15 protein-coding genes and 1 pseudogene are annotated in these 16497 nt (G+C 66.5%); 7 read left to right on the forward strand and 9 right to left on the reverse strand.

Annotated elements, in window-relative coordinates; genetic code table 11:
- Positions 1 to 22: 22 nt before the first annotated feature.
- Positions 23 to 1102: a redox-regulated ATPase YchF gene (gene ychF, locus MF407_RS10960; RefSeq protein ID WP_239702299.1), complete on the reverse strand. Its 1080-nt coding sequence runs from the start codon at positions 1100 to 1102 to the stop codon at positions 23 to 25.
- A gap of 30 nt (positions 1103 to 1132) precedes the next feature.
- Here ychF and MF407_RS10965 point away from each other — a divergent pair, with 30 nt between their 5' ends.
- Entirely contained in the window at positions 1133 to 2113 is a 981-nt protein-coding gene (locus MF407_RS10965; RefSeq protein ID WP_239702300.1) for a DUF389 domain-containing protein, read from the forward strand.
- Between the two features lie 4 nt (positions 2114 to 2117).
- Here the strand turns inward: MF407_RS10965 and MF407_RS10970 are convergent, their stop codons facing one another.
- On the reverse strand, positions 2118 to 3470 hold the full coding sequence (locus MF407_RS10970) for an MFS transporter (RefSeq protein WP_239702301.1): 1353 nt from the start codon (positions 3468 to 3470) through the stop codon (positions 2118 to 2120).
- Positions 3471 to 3577: 107 nt separating this feature from the next.
- On the opposite strand from MF407_RS10970, the gene MF407_RS10975 reads away from it, so the two are divergent.
- Both MF407_RS10975 and MF407_RS10980 read left to right on the forward strand, forming a co-directional pair.
- Entirely contained in the window at positions 3578 to 4783 is a 1206-nt protein-coding gene (locus MF407_RS10975; RefSeq protein ID WP_239702302.1) for a DNA recombination protein RmuC, read from the forward strand.
- Between the two features lie 26 nt (positions 4784 to 4809).
- Positions 4810 to 6063: a threonine/serine exporter family protein gene (locus tag MF407_RS10980; protein ID WP_239702303.1), complete on the forward strand. Its 1254-nt coding sequence runs from the start codon at positions 4810 to 4812 to the stop codon at positions 6061 to 6063.
- Positions 6064 to 6172: 109 nt separating this feature from the next.
- Here the strand turns inward: MF407_RS10980 and MF407_RS10985 are convergent, their stop codons facing one another.
- The gene (locus MF407_RS10985) at positions 6173 to 7207 is read right to left on the reverse strand and encodes a 4-hydroxy-3-methylbut-2-enyl diphosphate reductase (protein WP_129626164.1); all 1035 of its coding nucleotides are present in this window, start codon (positions 7205 to 7207) and stop codon (positions 6173 to 6175) included.
- Positions 7208 to 7459: 252 nt separating this feature from the next.
- Between MF407_RS10985 and xseA the strand changes: the two genes are divergently transcribed.
- The gene (gene xseA / locus MF407_RS10990) at positions 7460 to 8698 is read left to right on the forward strand and encodes an exodeoxyribonuclease VII large subunit (RefSeq protein WP_239702304.1); all 1239 of its coding nucleotides are present in this window, start codon (positions 7460 to 7462) and stop codon (positions 8696 to 8698) included.
- A gap of 10 nt (positions 8699 to 8708) precedes the next feature.
- Positions 8709 to 8966, forward strand: a complete 258-nt coding sequence (locus MF407_RS10995) for an exodeoxyribonuclease VII small subunit (RefSeq protein WP_239702305.1) — start codon at positions 8709 to 8711, stop codon at positions 8964 to 8966.
- 62 nt (positions 8967 to 9028) lie between these two features.
- Here the strand turns inward: MF407_RS10995 and MF407_RS11000 are convergent, their stop codons facing one another.
- Complete coding sequence (locus tag MF407_RS11000) at positions 9029 to 9631, reverse strand: DUF4245 domain-containing protein (RefSeq protein ID WP_168990259.1); 603 nt, start codon at positions 9629 to 9631, stop codon at positions 9029 to 9031.
- Positions 9632 to 9751: 120 nt separating this feature from the next.
- On the opposite strand from MF407_RS11000, the gene glpX reads away from it, so the two are divergent.
- Positions 9752 to 10741 (forward strand): class II fructose-bisphosphatase, encoded by a 990-nt coding sequence (gene glpX, locus MF407_RS11005; RefSeq protein WP_129626156.1) that lies wholly within the window; start codon positions 9752 to 9754, stop codon positions 10739 to 10741.
- 14 nt (positions 10742 to 10755) lie between these two features.
- Positions 10756 to 11679 carry a carbohydrate kinase gene (locus MF407_RS11010; RefSeq protein WP_129626154.1) on the forward strand — a complete coding sequence of 308 codons (924 nt, stop codon included), beginning with the start codon at positions 10756 to 10758 and terminating at the stop codon, positions 11677 to 11679.
- An 89-nt stretch (positions 11680 to 11768) separates the two neighbouring features.
- Here the strand turns inward: MF407_RS11010 and MF407_RS15910 are convergent.
- From MF407_RS15910 to MF407_RS11030, 5 genes and pseudogenes are all read right to left on the reverse strand, one after another.
- Positions 11769 to 11861 (reverse strand): annotated as a pseudogene (locus MF407_RS15910) (ATP-binding cassette domain-containing protein); the annotation flags it as partial.
- 53 nt (positions 11862 to 11914) lie between these two features.
- Positions 11915 to 13219, reverse strand: coding sequence for a sn-glycerol-3-phosphate ABC transporter ATP-binding protein UgpC (ugpC, locus tag MF407_RS11015; protein ID WP_239702306.1), 1305 nt, complete (start codon positions 13217 to 13219; stop codon positions 11915 to 11917).
- A gap of 42 nt (positions 13220 to 13261) precedes the next feature.
- Positions 13262 to 14125 carry a carbohydrate ABC transporter permease gene (locus tag MF407_RS11020; protein ID WP_239702307.1) on the reverse strand — a complete coding sequence of 288 codons (864 nt, stop codon included), beginning with the start codon at positions 14123 to 14125 and terminating at the stop codon, positions 13262 to 13264.
- A 3-nt stretch (positions 14126 to 14128) separates the two neighbouring features.
- Positions 14129 to 15079 carry a sugar ABC transporter permease gene (locus tag MF407_RS11025; protein ID WP_239702308.1) on the reverse strand — a complete coding sequence of 317 codons (951 nt, stop codon included), beginning with the start codon at positions 15077 to 15079 and terminating at the stop codon, positions 14129 to 14131.
- The gene (locus MF407_RS11030) at positions 15076 to 16395 is read right to left on the reverse strand and encodes an extracellular solute-binding protein (protein WP_239702309.1); all 1320 of its coding nucleotides are present in this window, start codon (positions 16393 to 16395) and stop codon (positions 15076 to 15078) included. Before MF407_RS11030 ends, MF407_RS11025 begins: the two co-directional genes overlap by 4 nt.
- Positions 16396 to 16497 lie beyond the last annotated feature (102 nt).

The following is a 16497-nucleotide window of genomic DNA, read 5'->3' on the forward strand; positions in this document are numbered from 1 at the left end:
ATAACGCAGCGCGTCATTAACGCTAGACGTTAAATCGGAACTCGACCACGTCGCCGTCCTGCATGACGTAGTCCTTGCCCTCCATGCGGGCCTTGCCCTTCGCGCGGGCCTCGGCGACGGAGCCGGTCTCGACGAGGTCATCGAAGGAGATGACCTCGGCCTTGATGAAGCCCTTCTGGAAGTCGGTGTGAATGACACCGGCGGCCTGCGGCGCGGTCCAGCCCTTGCGGATGGTCCAGGCGCGGGTCTCCTTCGGACCTGCCGTCAGATAGGTCTGCAGGCCGAGAGTGTTGAAACCCTTGTGCGCCAACTGATCCAGACCCGGTTCCTCGATGCCGACTGATTCCAGCAACTCACGCGCTTCGGCGTCGTCCAGTTCGGCGACCTCGGACTCCAGCTTGGCGTTCAGGAAGATCGCGTCGGCGGGAGCGACGAGTTCCTGCATCTTCGCCTGGAAGTCCTCGTCGGTGAGCTGGTCCTCGTCCACGTTGAACACGTAGATGAACGGCTTGGTGGTCAGCAGACCGAGTTCGCGGACGGCTTCGAGGTCGATCTCGCCCGGGTGCTTGGACAGCGGGTCACCGGTCTCCAGGATCTTCTGGGCGGCGACGGCGGCGTCCAGGACGGCCTTGTCGGTCTTCTTGCCCTTGACCTCCTTCTCCAGACGCGGCACGGCCTTCTCCAAGGTCTGCAGGTCGGCCAGGATGAGCTCGGTGTTGATCGTCTCCAGGTCGGACGATGGTTCGACCTTGCCGTCGACGTGGTGGACGTCGTCGTCGACGAAGGCGCGCACCACCTGACAGATGGCGTCGGCCTCGCGGATGTTGGCCAGGAACTTGTTGCCCAGCCCCTCACCCACCGAGGCGCCCTTGACGATGCCGGCGATGTCGACGAAAGAGACCGTCGCGGGAAGGATCTGCGCGGAACCGAAGATTCCGGCGAGCACCTTCAGGCGCGGGTCGGGCAACGGGACGACGCCGACATTGGGCTCGATGGTCGCGAACGGGTAGTTCGCGGCGAGCACATTGTTCTTGGTCAGAGCGTTGAACATGGTGGACTTGCCGACGTTGGGCAGTCCGACGATTCCGATGGTGAGGGCCACGGGGACAAGAGTCTAACTACCCTTTGGCGCATGCTCGTCCACCTGCGTCTCACCGTGCCGCCCGATCTGGTCGATCCGGTGCTGTCGTTGCTGTCCGACAAGGCGACGGTGACCAATGTCATCCGCATCCCCGGGGCGAGCATCGAACCGCCGGGCGATCTCATCCAGGCCGACGTTGCCCGCGAGGTCGCGAGCAGCATCCTGGAAGACCTGTCCGACCTGGGACTGGACGAAACCGGCGGGATCGCCATCGTCCCGCTGACCGCAACACCGTTCCGGCGTGCCCACGAGGTGGAGGAGGCGGCCGCAGGTGATCCCGACGACGCCGTGATCTGGGACGTCGTCAAGAGCCAGGCCGCGAGCGCCGTCCGACCGACCATCACCTTCCACCTGTTCCTGGTCATCGCGGTGATGCTCGCCGCGATCGCGGTGCTGACCGACTCCTCGATCCTGGTGATCGGCGCGATGGTGGTCGGACCCGAGTTCGGGACCGTCGCGGCGATCTGCACCGGCCTGGTGCTCGGCACGGGACGGCTGGCCTATCGCGGTCTCAAACTGTTGGTGCTGAGCTTCACCTTCGCGATCGCGGTGACGGTGGTGGTCGCGTGGATCGCCGCACTGTTCGGCTGGGTCACGTGGGAGATGGTCACCAGGCCCCGTCCCCAGACGGCATTCATCTGGCACCCGGACGAGTGGTCGTTCGTCGTGGCGCTGCTCGCCGGAGCCGCCGGGGTGCTGGCACTGTCGGCGGACAAGGGCCAGGCGATGGTCGGTGTCTTCATCTCGGTGACCACCGTGCCGGCCGCGGGAAACCTGGCTCTCGGTCTCGCGCTGGAGGCCCCTTCGGAGATCGTCGGGTCGCTCCAACAACTCGGACTCAACCTCGCGGGCATGCTGCTGGCCGGCACCGTGACCGTGCTCGTTCAGCGCTTCGCGTGGAAACGCATGGACAGACTCACCCAGCCGCTGTTCCGCGTCCGATCTCGTCGCGCAGCGACGCGGACGCACTGACCGCTCAAGCGCTCTGTAGTTCCTTGCCCTTCCACTCCGGCAGGCCGAGTGCAGCGAGCATGGCGACGGCGAACGACACCGCGATCAGGACGAAGGTCGTGCCGGTGCCGTAGTTATCGTGCACCCAGGGCACGAGCAACGGGCCGACGATGGACGCGATCCGGCCGAACGCCGTCGCGCTGCCGCTGCCCGTGGCACGCATCGTCGTCGGGTAGACCTCGGGGGTGACCGCGTACAGCGCACCCCACGCACCGAGGTTGAAGAACGACAGCAGGCAGCCGGTCAGCAAGATCGCCGACTCCGAACTCGACTGCCCGAACGCGATCGCCGAGGCCGCCGACCCGAGCAAGAAGGCGGCGAGCGTGAACCGGCGTCCGATCTTCTCGATCAGCACCGCCGCAACCGCATAGCCGGGCAACTGGGCGAGCGTGATCCACAGCGTGAACTCGAACGACTTCGCCATCGGGAAACCCTGCGCGACCAGGAAGGTCGGGATCCACAGGAAGGCCCCGTAGTAGGAGAAGTTCACCCCGAACCAGGTGAGCCAAAGCGCGACCGTGCGTCCGGCAAAACGCTTCTCCCACAACGCTTTGATCGACGGCTTCGCAGCCGGCGGCGGTGTCGGTGACGGCACGGGTTCGATCCCGGACGCCTCCTCGAAGCGCCGCACAGACGCTTCCGCCTCGTCGATCCGTCCGACTTTCTCCAAGAAGCGCACCGATTCCGGCAGTCCCCGGCGGACGTAGATCGCATACAGCGCCGGGACGACACCGAGCACGAGCGCCCAGCGCCAGCCGTTGTCCTGCGGCACGACGTAGTAGCCGATGAGCGCGGCGAGGATCCAGCCGACCGCCCAGAAGGCTTCCAACAGCACGACCATGCGCCCCCGGATCCGAGCCGGCGCGTACTCGCTGACCAACGTGGACGCGACCGGCAACTCGGCGCCGAGGCCCAGGCCGATCACGAAGCGGAACACGATGAGCATCCAGAAACCGGTCGACAACGCCGAGAACCCGGTCGCCAGGCCGTAGACGATCAAGGTGAGCGCGAAGACGTTACGCCGGCCGATGCGGTCGGCGAGGTATCCGCCCATCGACGCGCCCACGGCCATGCCGATGAAGCCGACGGACGCGATCCAGGAGATCTGCGCGGTCGACAGGCCCCACTCCTGCTTGATGGCGACCATCAGGAAAGAAATGAGTCCGACGTCCATGGCGTCGAGGGCCCAGCCGATGCCGGAGCCGCCGAGCAACCGTCCGTGCAGTTTGTTGAACGGCAACCGGTCGAGCCGTTGGCTGCGGGTGAGCTCGCCGGCGGCGACGCTCTTGGTGCCCTCAGTGCTGACGGCGCTGGACATGGGTCCTCCTGGGTGCGGGTGCGGTGCGAAATCTATCGCCCCGGTGACTCGCGTGCGGCAGTTCGCCACCTACGGTGCTTGTCGGTGGTCGATGCAAGGCTGAAGTCATGAGTCAGATCGGGTTCTTCGTCCTCGGCATGGTCGTCGGTGTTGCGGTGGCCGCAGCGGTGCTGTGGTCCTGGTTGCGCACGCGGTACGAGGCGCGCGTGGTGGGCGCGACCACCGAGGCCGGGCTGCTGCGCGAGAGGGTGATCGACCTCGAAGCAGCGCTGGGTGAAGACCAGCAGACCGCCCAGGCACTGGCCCCGCTCTCCTCGACGCTCGCCCGGGTGGAGCGCCAGGTGGAGGCGCTCGAACGCGACCGCGCGTCGCAGTACGGCGCCCTCGGTGCACAACTGCGCGCGGTCAACGAAACCACCGGCGCGCTCCATCAGCAGACCGCGGTGCTCGCCGGTGCGCTCAAGTCCTCGAACACCTCCGGGGCCTGGGGTGAGATGCAACTGCGCCGGGTGCTTGAGCATGCCGGTCTGATCAAGCACTGCGACTTCGACGAACAGGTGCGCGCAATCAGTAGGCACGGCAAAGACATTCGTCCGGACGCCGTCGTCCGCCTGCCCGGTGGCAAAGTGCTCGTGGTCGACTCGAAGGCACCGATCCAGCACTTCCTCGCGGCGCAGTCCGGCGAGGTCGACGACACCGAGCGCGAGCGTCTGCTGCGCACCCACAGCACGGCACTTCGTGGACACGTCGATGCGCTTTCGGCCAAGGACTACTGGAGCGGCTTCGCGACGACGCCCGAGGCGGTGCTGTGCTTCGTGCCGTCCGAGGCGATCCTCGCGGCGGCGGTCCGTACCGACCCCGACCTGATCGATCGCGCGATGGGCCGCCGGGTGCTGTTGGTCTCCCCCGCCACCTTGCTGAGTGCCCTGCAGACCACGGCGCTGGTATGGCGTCAGGACGCGCTGGAGTCCAATGCCCAGGAACTGCTCACGATCGGACGCGAGCTGTACGAACGCCTCGGCACCCTGGGCAGGCACACCCATCGCATGGGCGACTCGTTGCGCCGGTCGGTCGAGTCGTACAACGCGATGGTCGGCACGCTCGAAGCACGCGTGCTGGTGTCCGCGCGGCGGATGGAGTCGCTCGGCCTTGCTTCCGAGCCAGTGCCCGACGTGCCGCCGATCGAGCAGGCACCGCGCCCACTGACCGCCGCCGAACTCATCGACGCACTCGACGACGAGGTCAGGCGGCCGAGGCTGGACTTCGGCGTACCCGACCGATCGGGGCCCGACGACGCCTGCGAAACGGCGTAGTCGCCTGCCTCCGCAATAATCGGCGGGTGAACCGAGCCAGTGACGACCAGGTGCGCCAACTGCTGGTGTACCTGTCTGCAGCACTCATCGCCGGCGGCGCCGGATCGCATGAGGTCGAGCGGGACATCCGGGTCATCGCGACTCGCCTGGGCCACCCCGGCGTCCAACTGCACGCGCAGCCGGTCGGCGTGGCGCTGTCACTCGGCCACGGCACACCCGCGACCTACGAGTCCGTCGAGGGTCCGCTGCGCCTGGATCAATCCGCAGCGGTCGCTGCGATCCAGCAAGGCCTCCTTGCCGGTTCGATGGATCCGGATGAAGCCCTCCTGCGCCTGCGCGGCCTTCGCGCCCAGCCGCACAGACATCCCGTCAGCGGGATGTACCTCGGCGGTCTCTGCGTCGGCATCGGACTGGCCCTCATCCTCCAACCGTCCTGGGCAGCGGTCGCGTTCGGAGCAATCATGTCGCCGTTCGTCGCGATGCTCATGCGCGGCACCGGACGTGGGTTGTTGCCCGCTGCCCTGCTTCCATGCGTGGCCGCGTTCGGAGTTTCGCTCGCTGCGTTCTGGGCGTACCGACAGGGCTACGTGGCAAGTCCATTGCGCACCCTCCTGCCACCGGTGGCGGTGTTACTTCCCGGCGCAACGATCGTGACCGGCCTCTCCGAACTGGTCAACGGTGCGGTCGTCAGTGGAACAGCCCGATTGACTTCAGGCGCAACGCAATTGGTGATGTTCGCCATCGGGATCGTCGGCGCCGCCGCACTGTTGGACGTCGACGCCGGAGCCTTGCAGAACGCCCGCACCGACGACCTCGGCTGGTGGAGCCCGACTCTCGGACTGCTGCTGGTGACCGCCGGGATCTGCTTGCAGGAGTCCGTGCCTCGGATCATCGCGCCCTGGGTGCTGTTGGTGCTCGCCGCGACGATGACCGCTCAGCTGATCACCCAAGCGCTGACGAACACTGCCTGGACCGGTGCCTTCGTGGGCGCGATCGTTGCGAGCGTCACTGCGTGGTCTGTCGCAGTGCTTCGCCGGGGGTTGCCACGCATGGTGCTCTTTCTACCGAGCTTCTGGCTGCTCGTGCCAGGGTCGATCGGCCTGGTCTCGGTCGCTCAACTCGGGCTGGAACCGCAGCTGTCCGGTCCCACCGCAGCTGTCGCGGCCGGCGTGATCCTCGCTGTCGCCCTCGGCCTGGTGATCGGCACGACGCTGGCCCGTTGGGTGCGCCTGGCCTACGTCGCGGCGCAGTCCCGGCGGGTGAGTGCCGCCGCCGGCTGAAGCTTCGGCCGGATGCCTGGGGTGACGAGATCCGCTCGCGTCAGGATGCGAGCAAATCTCGATACCCCGCGCGACTGGCGCCGATGTCAGCGCCGGCGTGGGGGACGCCTCAGTGCAGGGAGCCGGCGTCGTGGCGCACCTTGTCGGCGTCCGCGCCGTTCTTGGCCTTGAGGTCGCGACGTAGTTCGTTCGGGAGCGCGAACAGCAGGCTCTCCTCGGCGGCCACGATCGGCTTGACGTCCTCGTAGCCGCGCTCGGCCAGGTAGGTCAGCACGTCGCGCACGAGCACCTCGGGCACCGACGCACCGGAGGTGACGCCGACGGTCGAGACACCGTCGAGCCAAGACTCGTCGATCTCGTCGGCGTAGTCGACCAGGTACCCGGCCCTCGCGCCGTGCTCCAGGGCGACCTCTACGAGGCGAACCGAGTTGGAGGAGTTGCGGCTGCCGACCACGATCATCAGATCGGTGTCCGGCGCCATCTGCTTGACCGCAAGCTGGCGGTTCTGCGTGGCGTAACAGATGTCGTCCGAGGGCGGGTCCTGAAGCTTGGGGAACTTCTCGCGCAACCGGCGCACGGTCTCCATCGTCTCGTCGACCGACAGCGTGGTCTGCGACAGCCAGACGACCTTCTCCGGATCGCGCACGGTGACCTCGTCGACGTGGTCGGGGCTCTCCACGAGCGTGATGTGCTCGGGTGCCTCGCCGGACGTGCCGACGACCTCCTCGTGGCCCTCGTGCCCGATGAGCAGGATGTCGAAGTCGTCGGACGCGAACCGCTTGGCCTCGCGGTGCACCTTGGTGACCAGCGGGCAGGTGGCGTCGATCGTCTTCAACGACAGCGCAGCGGCCTCGTCATGCACGACCGGCGCGACTCCGTGGGCGGAGAAGATGACCGTGGCGCCCTCGGGTACTTCCTGGGTCTCGTCGACGAAGATCGCCCCACGCTTCTCCAGCGTGGTCACCACGTGCTTGTTGTGCACGATCTCCTTGCGGACGTACACCGGCGGTCCGTACAGGTCGAGCGCCTTCTCGACGGTGATGACCGCGCGGTCGACACCGGCGCAGTACCCCCGCGGCGCAGCCAGCAGGACGCGCTTGGTGTCGGTGCTCTCGGCGCGGACGGTCTCGGTCGTCGAAGTCATGCTTGCCATGGTAGGTGAGCGAGCGCCGCGTCCCGAATTGCAGCCACCCTGCGATCTGTCTCACATCGCGAGATCTTCCCGACTCCAGGCAACCGATCACCGCGGTCACGGCGTCGATGGTTATGACGCGGACACGGGGGTGCCGCGCTCACGGGGGTGAAGGGTCCCGCGTATGTCATTCAGGGGAGGACATACGCGGGACCTTTCCATGTGCCCACGTCGGCAAGACGAACGCGGCTTATTCTCGGCAGCGTGACTCCCCTGCCCGAGAAGGCCGCCGACACCACGGCCGACGAGCCCTGGCCGCTGCGCCTGCTGAGCATGAGGATCGGCGACTACATCGACAAGATGTCACCGGTCTGGGTCGAGGGGCAGCTGGTGCAAGTCAACCGCCGTCCGGGAGCGCCCACGGTCTTCCTCACCCTGCGCGACACCGACACGGAGTTGTCGATGTCGGTCACCACCCACGTCAACACGCTGAACGCGATGGGACCGTCCGTGCAGCCGGGCGCTCGCGTGGTGATGCATGCCAAGCCGACCTTCTGGTCGCGCAACGGTTCGCTGCAGTTGGACGCGCGTCAGATCCGCGCCGTGGGCATCGGCGAACTGCTCGCCCGGGTCGAGCGCCTCAAGCAGTTGCTGCGCAGCGAAGGGGTGTTCGATGCGTCCCGCAAGCGGCCGCTGCCGTTCGTCCCCAAGACCGTCGGACTCATCTGCGGACGCAACAGCGCGGCCGAGCGCGACGTCGTCGAGAACGCTCGGCGCCGTTGGCCGGCAACGAGATTCGAGATCAGGCAGGTTGCCGTCCAGGGGTCGTCGACGGTCGAGGAGGTCACCGCCGCGCTGAGCGAGCTCGACGCGCATCCCGACATCGATGTCATCGTGATCGCCCGAGGCGGCGGATCGTTCGAGGATCTGCTGCCGTTCTCCAACGAGACGATGATCCGAGCGATCTCGTCGGCGCGCACCCCCGTGGTCAGCGCCATCGGGCACGACGTGGACAGTCCGTTGCTCGACTTCGTCGCCGACGTCCGCGCGTCCACCCCGACCGACGCGGCAAAGCTCATCGTCCCCGACCTGCAGGAGCAGCTTGCCGGTGTTCGCCGGTTGCGCGAGACGGGTGCACACAGCCTGCACCGGCGCATCTCCCACGAACGCCAGCGGATCGACATGCTGACCAGCCGTCCGGTGCTCGCCGACCCGCAGACGATGGTGCAGACGCGCCGCGAGGAGATCGTCCGACTGCAGGAACGCGCACGAATTCGGTTGTCGCACAGGCTCGAACGCTCGCACGACAGCGTTACGCACCTGCAGGGGCAACTGCGCGCACTGTCGCCGCAGCAGATCCTTGAGCGCGGGTATGCGGTCGTGCGTCAGGTCGACGGCACCGTGATCACCGACGTCGCGGACGTCTCAGCGGACGACCTGCTGCGGGTCACCGTGGCGCGCGGCGACTTCGCCGTCCGTCCCGTCGCGGAGCCAGCGTCGTAGGCTGGCACGCATGCCCAAGCAGCAACCGAAGACCGAAGCAGCCGTCGCCGGCGACGAGTTCGCCGACGTGAAGGAACTCGGTTACGAAGAGGCGCGGGACGAGCTGGCCCGCATCGTCTCGACGTTGGAGGCCGGCTCGGTGTCGCTCGAGGAGTCGATGCGGCTGTGGGAGCGCGGCGAGGCATTGGCCAAGCACTGCCACACCTGGCTGGACGACGCGCAGGAGCGGGTGCAGCGGCTCACCGGCGACGAACCCGCCGACGACTGACCTCGCTACATCCGTAGTAGACGAAACCGGTTGCTACCAGGACCGATTGCCGAGGGCGAACCTCAGGACGTCTTGGCCGGCTTCAACAGCGAGGCGAACTTCTGCAGCTCGGACCACTCGCCACGACCGGTCACGATCGTCGAGAGGCCGTTCAACGGATCCTTGCGCACCAGCGACGACTGCTTGTTGCTCGAGCGGTACAGCTTGGTCCACTCGGCACCATCGACCTGCACCGTGCCTTGCGGTTTGGCGTAGTTGGTCTGGTGCTTCACCCACATCTCGGTAGGTTCGGCCGTCTGCTGGACGGCGATGTACTTGCTGTCGGGCAGGTCGTAGCCGGCCTGCCAGGTCGGTGGCTGGTTCTGGAAACGGATGACCCGGACGTTGGCAGGGATCCACCCCTTCGGCGCCGGCTGCGGGTAGGACACCTGCCACTTCAGCGAGATGTTGGTCTCGCGCGCGATGGCGGCGACGTCGACGCCCTCGCGATCGATCTTGTTCACCCGGGGAATCAGCGCATTCCAACCGATGACGCCGAGCACGACGACGAGCATCGAGATGATCATGCTCTTTGCGTTACCGCGCATACCCCGTCGCTTCGGTGCCGGCTGCTGCGTGCCGGGCTCCTGCGGGTGCTGCTGCGTGGCGGTTTCGTCGACGGTCACGCCGTCCATCGTCCCTCATCGCGGGCGTGACCGCGCCATCGACTACCCGGATCGGACGGTGGCGCACGCCACATGGCCGATAGGCTCAGCCCAAGCCCCACGCCCGTTCGAAGGAGACCCATGTCCGAACAGCCGTCGATCTCGATCAAACCCGACCGCAACCTCGCGCTCGAACTGGTGCGTGTCACCGAGGCCGCCGCAATGGCCGGCGCACGATTCGTGGGCCGTGGCGACAAGAACACCGCCGACGGCGCTGCCGTCGCAGCCATGCGCGAACTGATCTCCACCGTCGCGATGAACGGCGTGGTCGTGATCGGTGAGGGCGAGAAGGACAACGCGCCGATGCTGTTCAACGGCGAGCGTGTCGGTGACGGCACCGGCCCCGAGGTCGACGTCGCGGTCGACCCGATCGACGGCACCACCCTCACCGCGAAGGGCATGAACAACGCGGTGTCGGTCATGGCGGTCTCCGAGCGCGGTTCGATGTACGACCCCAGCGCGGTCTTCTACATGGACAAGCTCGCGGCGGGCCCGGAAGCGGCCGACGTCGTCGACATCCGCTTGCCGGTCGCCGAGAACATCCGACGGGTCGCCAAGGCCAAGGGAATGAACCGTTCCGACGTCACCGTCGTGATGCTCGACCGCCCGCGCCACGAGGAGCTCGGTCGCCAGGTGCGCGACGCCGGCGCCCGCATCCGCTACATCAGCGACGGCGACGTCGCCGGCTCGATCATGGCCGCCCGCGAGGGCACCGGTATCGACCTGCTGCTCGGTATCGGTGGCACCCCCGAAGGCATCATCAGCGCGTGCGCGATGCGCTGCATGGGTGGCGTCATCCAGGGTCGCCTGTGGCCCGTCGACGACGACGAGAAGCAGCGCGCGATCGATGCCGGTCACGACATCGACGCGGTGCTGTCGACCAACGAACTGGTCAAGAGCGACAACTGCTTCTTCGTCGCCACCGGCATCACCGACGGCGAACTGCTCAAGGGCGTCCACTACGAAGGTGGCGGCGCCACCACGCAGTCGCTGGTGATGCGCTCCACCAGTGGCACCATCCGGATGGTCGAGGCCCGGCACATCGCGGCCAAGGTCGACGACTACCGCTGAGCCGAATCTTGATCATGCGGACGTTGGTGGTCGGCGAGGCGCTCGTGGACGTCGTGCGCCCGGTGAACGGTGAGGTCGCCGAGCATGTCGGTGGGTCGCCGCTGAACGTCGCCATAGGGCTGGCCCGGCTCGGGCAACCGGCACAACTGGCCACGTTCATCGGGGACGACGACCGCGGCGCCGCGATCCGCGCGCACCTCGCCGCGGACGACGTCCAGTTGGTGGCCGGCAGCGACGGTGCCGAACGTACGGCCACCGCGCAGGCCGTCCTCGACGAGACGGGTGCGGCGACGTACACGTTCGACATCGACTGGCAGGTGCCGTACGAGCTTCCCGCGGCCGAGCACCTGCACACCGGATCCATCGCGGCCGTACTGCAACCGGGCGCGTCCGCCATCCGCGAGGCGTGTTTCACCCAACGCGCCCACGGCACCATTTCCTACGACCCGAACTGCCGTCCGCAGCTGATGGGCGAGCCGGGCGACGCGCGGTCCGACATCGAGCAGTTGGTCGGGCTCTGCGACGTGGTCAAGGCCAGCGACGAGGATGTGCGCTGGTTGTACGGCGAGGTACCGGTCGAGGAGATCGCGCGCCTGTGGGCGCAGCTCGGTCCGGCCTTGATCGTCGTGACGCGGGGGTCCGACGGTGCGGTCGCCTGCCTGCCGTCCGCCGGCTTCGACGATGCGGTGAAAACCGTTGCCGGCCAGTCGGTTTCGGTGACCGACACGGTCGGTGCGGGCGACTCGTTCATGTCCGGGCTATTGAGCGGCCTGTCGGACGCCGGCTTCCTGGGCAGCCTCGCAGCACGGTCCCGGTTCCAGAAAGCCGGCTGGGACGACGTCCTGCCCGCACTCCAACGTGCAGTCGCGGCGGCATCGATCACGGTGTCCCGTGCCGGAGCCAACCCGCCGACCCGAGCAGACCTCGCAATCGACTGAAATTGGCGTGAGTTCGTGCCCTTCGCCGGGCCCGGCGAAGGGCACAAACTCACGCCGATTTGGTTGGGGTTCAGTCGGTGGCGCGCTTTGACCAGGATTTCCGGCTCCATCGCAAGCACGGTCGCGATGGCGACGCGACGCCGTTGACCGAACGACAGGTGATGCGGCGGACGCCCCGCGAACCGGGCAAGGCCCGCCCCGGCGAACCGGGACGGGCCCTTTGGTGTACCTGTGGTCAGGACGCCCGCGAGGAGCCACCGTCCCGATCACGGTCGCCGGCGTGCACCGGGGTGTTCGAGGACTTCGCCTCGCGCGCCTTCGCACGATCGAGGGCAGCCTTGCGCTGCTGCTCGGAGTCGCGAGCGATCTCGGCCGCCTTGTCGTCGTCGCGGGTCAGGTTGTCGCCGGACTCCGGGTCGAAGACGTGCATCAACGACGGGTCGAAGATCAACTCGGCGTCGTCTCCCTCGAGCACCCGCGAACGGGAGTCGAGGTTGACGATCATCTGGGTGCGCATGCCCTCACCGTCGAGGTCGCGGTCGAGTTCCTCGAGCTTGTCGCGCACCGCGGAGTCGGCCTCGAACGGGATGTAGGCGTACTGCTCGTTGCCCAACCATTCGGTCTGGTCGACGTTCGCGGTGAACGTGACACCGTCGATCTTGTCGCCCAGCGAGGCGTCCTTGATGTGCTCGGGACGCAGACCGACGATCACCAGATCCTTGCCCTTCACCTTGGCCGCAAGATCGCCGTCCATACGGACGTCGACGAACGGCAGGTGCAGGGTGTCGCCGTCGACCCGCGCGGGCAGGAAGTTCATCGGCGGCGAACCGATGAAGCCGGCAACGAACAGGTTGATCGGCTGTTCGTACAACTCGCGCGGCGATGCGCACTGCTGCAGCACACCCTTCTTCAGCACCGCGACCCGGTCGCCGAGGGTCATCGCCTCGGTCTGGTCGTGGGTGACGTAGATGGTGGTGATGCCGAGGCGGCGCTGCATGCGCGCGATCTCGGTACGCATCTGACCGCGCAGCTTGGCGTCCAGGTTCGACAGCGGCTCGTCGAACAGGAACGCGTCCGCGTCACGGACGATCGCGCGACCCATGGCCACACGCTGCCGCTGACCACCGGACAGGTTGGCCGGCTTGCGCTCGAGGTGCTCGTTGAGCTCCAGCATGTCGGCGGCGGCCTGCACCTTGGACTTGATCTCCTCCTCGCTGTGCTGACCCTTGGCCAGCCGCAGCGGGAAGGCGATGTTCTCCCCCACCGTCAGGTGCGGGTAGAGGGCGTAGTTCTGGAACACCATCGACAGGTTGCGGTCACGCGGCGCGAGGTCGTTGACCCGCTTGCCGTTGATCAGCAGGTCACCGGAGGTGATGTCCTCCAGGCCCACGACCATCCGCAGCAGCGTGGACTTACCGCAACCGGACGGGCCGACGAGGATCATGAACTCGCCGTCCGCGATGTCCAGCGATACGTCGTTCACTGCCGGGAAGCCGTCACCGTACTTCTTGACGATGTTCTTCAACTCGATGCTTGACATGAAATCTGCCTTTCGAAAACAGGGCGTACGAGATGTGCCCGGTCAGCCCTTGACGGCACCGGAGGTGAGACCCGAGACGATCCGGCGCTGGAACAGCAGCACGAGGATGACGACGGGGATGGTGACGACGACCGCGGCCGCGCAGATGGCGCCCGTCGGCTGTTCGAACTGGCTGGCGCCGGTGAAGAAAGCCAGCGCAGCCGGGACGGTCCGCGCGTTCTCCGAGGTCAGGTTGCTTGAGAACACGAAGTCGTTCCAGGCGGTGAAGAACGCGATGATCGCGGTCGTGAACACACCGGGTGCGGCCAACGGGGCGATGACCTTGGTGAAGGCCTGCCAGCTGGTTGCGCCGTCGACCTGCGCCGCCTGCTCCATCTCCCACGGGATCTGCTGGAAGAAGGCCGACAGCGTCCAGATGGACAACGGCAGGGTCAACGCCAGGTACGGGATGACCAGACCGGGCATTGTGTCGAACAGGCCGATCTGACGCCACAGGTTGAACAGCGGGGTGACCATCGCGATGACCGGGAAGAACGACACCGCGAGCGCCGTGGTGAGGATCAGCTTCTTGCCCGGGAAGTCCAGTCGGGCGATGGCGTACGCACAGAACGTCGCCAGGATCACCGCGATGAAGGTCGCGAGCAGACAGATGATGATCGAGTTCCACAGGGCCGGCTTGAAGAGCTCACCAGCACCGTCGGAGCTGAAGATCAGCTTGTAGTTGTCCCAAGTGGGTTCCTTGGGCCAGAAGTTGCCGAACGTGCTCTTGTCCGGGTTGGTGAGGTCGCCCGGCTTCTTCAGCGAGGTCGCGAAGATCCAGATGATCGGAATGATCGTCCAGATCATCACCGGGATGGAGAAGGCGAACATTCCCCACTTTGCCTTGTTGCTGACGTTGGTTTCCATGGATCAGCTCCTCCCTCCACCGGCCAGGTCGACCTTGAAGCCCTTGACGAAGATGCCCGCGATGATGAGCACGATGATGAACAGGATCACGGCGAGCGCGGAGCCCATGCCGATCTCGACGCGTTCGACCGTTTCCCGGCCGACCAGCATCGACAGCGTCGTGGTCTTGTTCGCACCACCGGTCATCACCACCGGGTTGTCGTAGATACGCACCGCGTCGAGCGTGCGGAAGAGGGTGGCGACCATGATCGCCGCCTTCATGTTCGGCAGGATCACCTTGGTCAGTCGCTGCCACCAGGACGCACCGTCGACCTTCGCGGCCTCCTCCATCGCGCCGTCCACCTGGGCCAGACCGGCCAGCAGGAGCAGCGAAACGAACGGGGTCGTCTTCCAGATCTCCGACAGGCAGATGATGAACAGCGCGCTCCAGCGTCCGCCGAACCAGTCGTAGTTGAGGTCCCAGGCGCCGAAGCTCAGCGTGTGCAGCCAGTGGTTGATGAATCCGGTGTCCGGTTGCGCCGCGTACAACCACGCGAACGCGGAGACAACGGTGATGATCGCGTACGGAATCAGCACGATCGTGCGCAGCGTGCGCCGCGGAAGCACGACCTTGTTCATCAGCAACGCGATCGCGAAACCGAGGATCAACTCGAACACCAGCGTGACGACCACGATGAAGAACGTCGTCATGAACGCCTCCCAGAACAGGCCGTCACCCAGAGCGGTGATGTAATTCTGCAACCCGACGAACTTGCGTGCGCTCGGGTCGGTGAGGCGGTAGCTGAACAGCGACAGGTAGATCGCGTACGCGATCGGGTAGAGCGTCACCAGCAGCATGATGATGAACGCGGGGCCGGCCAGCTTCCATCCGAGCGACCGCTCACCCTTCGCGCGGTCGGAGAGTCCGCCCTTGCGCTTGCGGGTGTCGGGAGCGGCTTCTGTAGCGGTACTCACAACAGTGCCTTTCCGTTGAGGACCTCGCCGATGTACTTCTGGGTGCTCGCCGGGGTCTGCGGGGTGAGCGCCCCGGGCGGGCTGAACCGCTGCTGCAGCGCCAACGAGATGTCACCCCAGTACTGGGTGAGCGGACGCGGTGCGGCGTTGTCGAGGTTCTCCCGGATCAACTTCGCGATGCCGCCGGGGAAGGCCTTCTCCACGCCTGCGTCGTCGAAGACCTTCTTGCGGCTGGCGGGGTTGCCCGACTTGGTCATGTAGATGGTCTGGTTCTCCTGGTTCGTGATGCAGGAGATCGCCTGATAGGCCAGGTCGGCATGCTTGGACTCCTTGCCGACGGCGAGCTGGATGCCGCCGTACGGGGGCTTGGACTCCTCGCCCGCTGAGACGCGCGGGTAGAGCGCGGCACCGACGTCCTTCTTGTCGGTGTTCGCGAGTGCGCCGTAGGTGTAGGGCCAGTTGACCAGGAACCCACCGTTGCGTCCGTCGAACAGACCGAGCGACTCGGTCTCGGTCGACGAACCGATCGCCGGACCGGCCACGCCGGACGTCGCGACCTTGCGGATGATGTCGGCGGCCTTCTTGCCGGCTGCGCTGTCGATGCCGAGCTTGAGGTTGTCGTAGGTCTCGCCGGGGTTCTCGACGATCGCGCCGCCGGCACTGGTGATCAGCGCGTTGATCCACACCGCGTAGCCCTCGTAGAGCTTGGCCTGGACGCCGATCTGGGTGTTGGTCTTCTTGGCAGCTTCGATCAGCTGGTCCCAGGTGACCGGCTTGCTCTGCGGGTCGAGTCCGGCCTTCTGAGCGACCGACTTCTTGTACCAGAGCAGCTGGGTGTTGGCCCAGAACGGCACCGACACGAGCTTGTCCTTGTACATCGACGCGTCGACGGACGACTGGACCCGGTCTTGCTTGAACTGCGCCTGCAGGCTGTCGGGCACCGGTGCGTAGTAGTCGGCCGCCGCGAACTCGGTGGCGAACGCCGGGTCGACGCTCATGATGTCCATCGTCTTGTCGCCTGCGGCGAGACGGCGCAGCAACTGCAGTCGCTGGTCACTCGCGTCGTTGGGCAGCAACTGCACCTTGATCTTGTACTTGCCCTTGGATCCGTCCGCGCAACGCTTGGCCAGGTAGGCCTGACCACCCTTCGCGGCCGACGGGTCGGCGTTACCGACGTCGGGGTTGATGTACCAGGTGAGGGTCGGGGTGCCCCCGGCGGAGTCGTCGCTGCCGCACGCAGCGAGCCCCATGCTGGCCACGAGGGCAGTCGCCGCGATGAACGCGGCACTGCGCCGAGGTGGCGTTCGGCCTGTCATGTGATCGCTCCTGTCGTGTCCTTTCGAGTGATCGGCATGTCCTACCACTCGCATGTGACAAATGTCACGACAAACCGACCTTACTGATGGTTGGGTCATTCG

This window comes from Yimella sp. NH-Cas1, from assembly GCF_022359705.1.
GTDB classification, from domain to species: Bacteria; Actinomycetota; Actinomycetes; order Actinomycetales; family Dermatophilaceae; genus Yimella; species Yimella lutea.

Coding starts and splice junctions, on each gene's coding strand:
- MF407_RS10965 (WP_239702300.1), top strand. CDS start 1,133: ATGCTCGTCCACCTGCGTCTCACCGTGCCGCCCGATCTGGTCGATCCG.
- MF407_RS10970 (WP_239702301.1), bottom strand. CDS start 3,470: ATGTCCAGCGCCGTCAGCACTGAGGGCACCAAGAGCGTCGCCGCCGGC.
- MF407_RS10975 (WP_239702302.1), top strand. CDS start 3,578: ATGAGTCAGATCGGGTTCTTCGTCCTCGGCATGGTCGTCGGTGTTGCG.
- MF407_RS10985 (WP_129626164.1), bottom strand. CDS start 7,207: ATGACTTCGACGACCGAGACCGTCCGCGCCGAGAGCACCGACACCAAG.
- MF407_RS10995 (WP_239702305.1), top strand. CDS start 8,709: ATGCCCAAGCAGCAACCGAAGACCGAAGCAGCCGTCGCCGGCGACGAG.
- glpX (WP_129626156.1), top strand. CDS start 9,752: ATGTCCGAACAGCCGTCGATCTCGATCAAACCCGACCGCAACCTCGCG.
- MF407_RS11010 (WP_129626154.1), top strand. CDS start 10,756: ATGCGGACGTTGGTGGTCGGCGAGGCGCTCGTGGACGTCGTGCGCCCG.
- ugpC (WP_239702306.1), bottom strand. CDS start 13,219: ATGTCAAGCATCGAGTTGAAGAACATCGTCAAGAAGTACGGTGACGGC.
- MF407_RS11020 (WP_239702307.1), bottom strand. CDS start 14,125: ATGGAAACCAACGTCAGCAACAAGGCAAAGTGGGGAATGTTCGCCTTC.
- MF407_RS11030 (WP_239702309.1), bottom strand. CDS start 16,395: ATGACAGGCCGAACGCCACCTCGGCGCAGTGCCGCGTTCATCGCGGCG.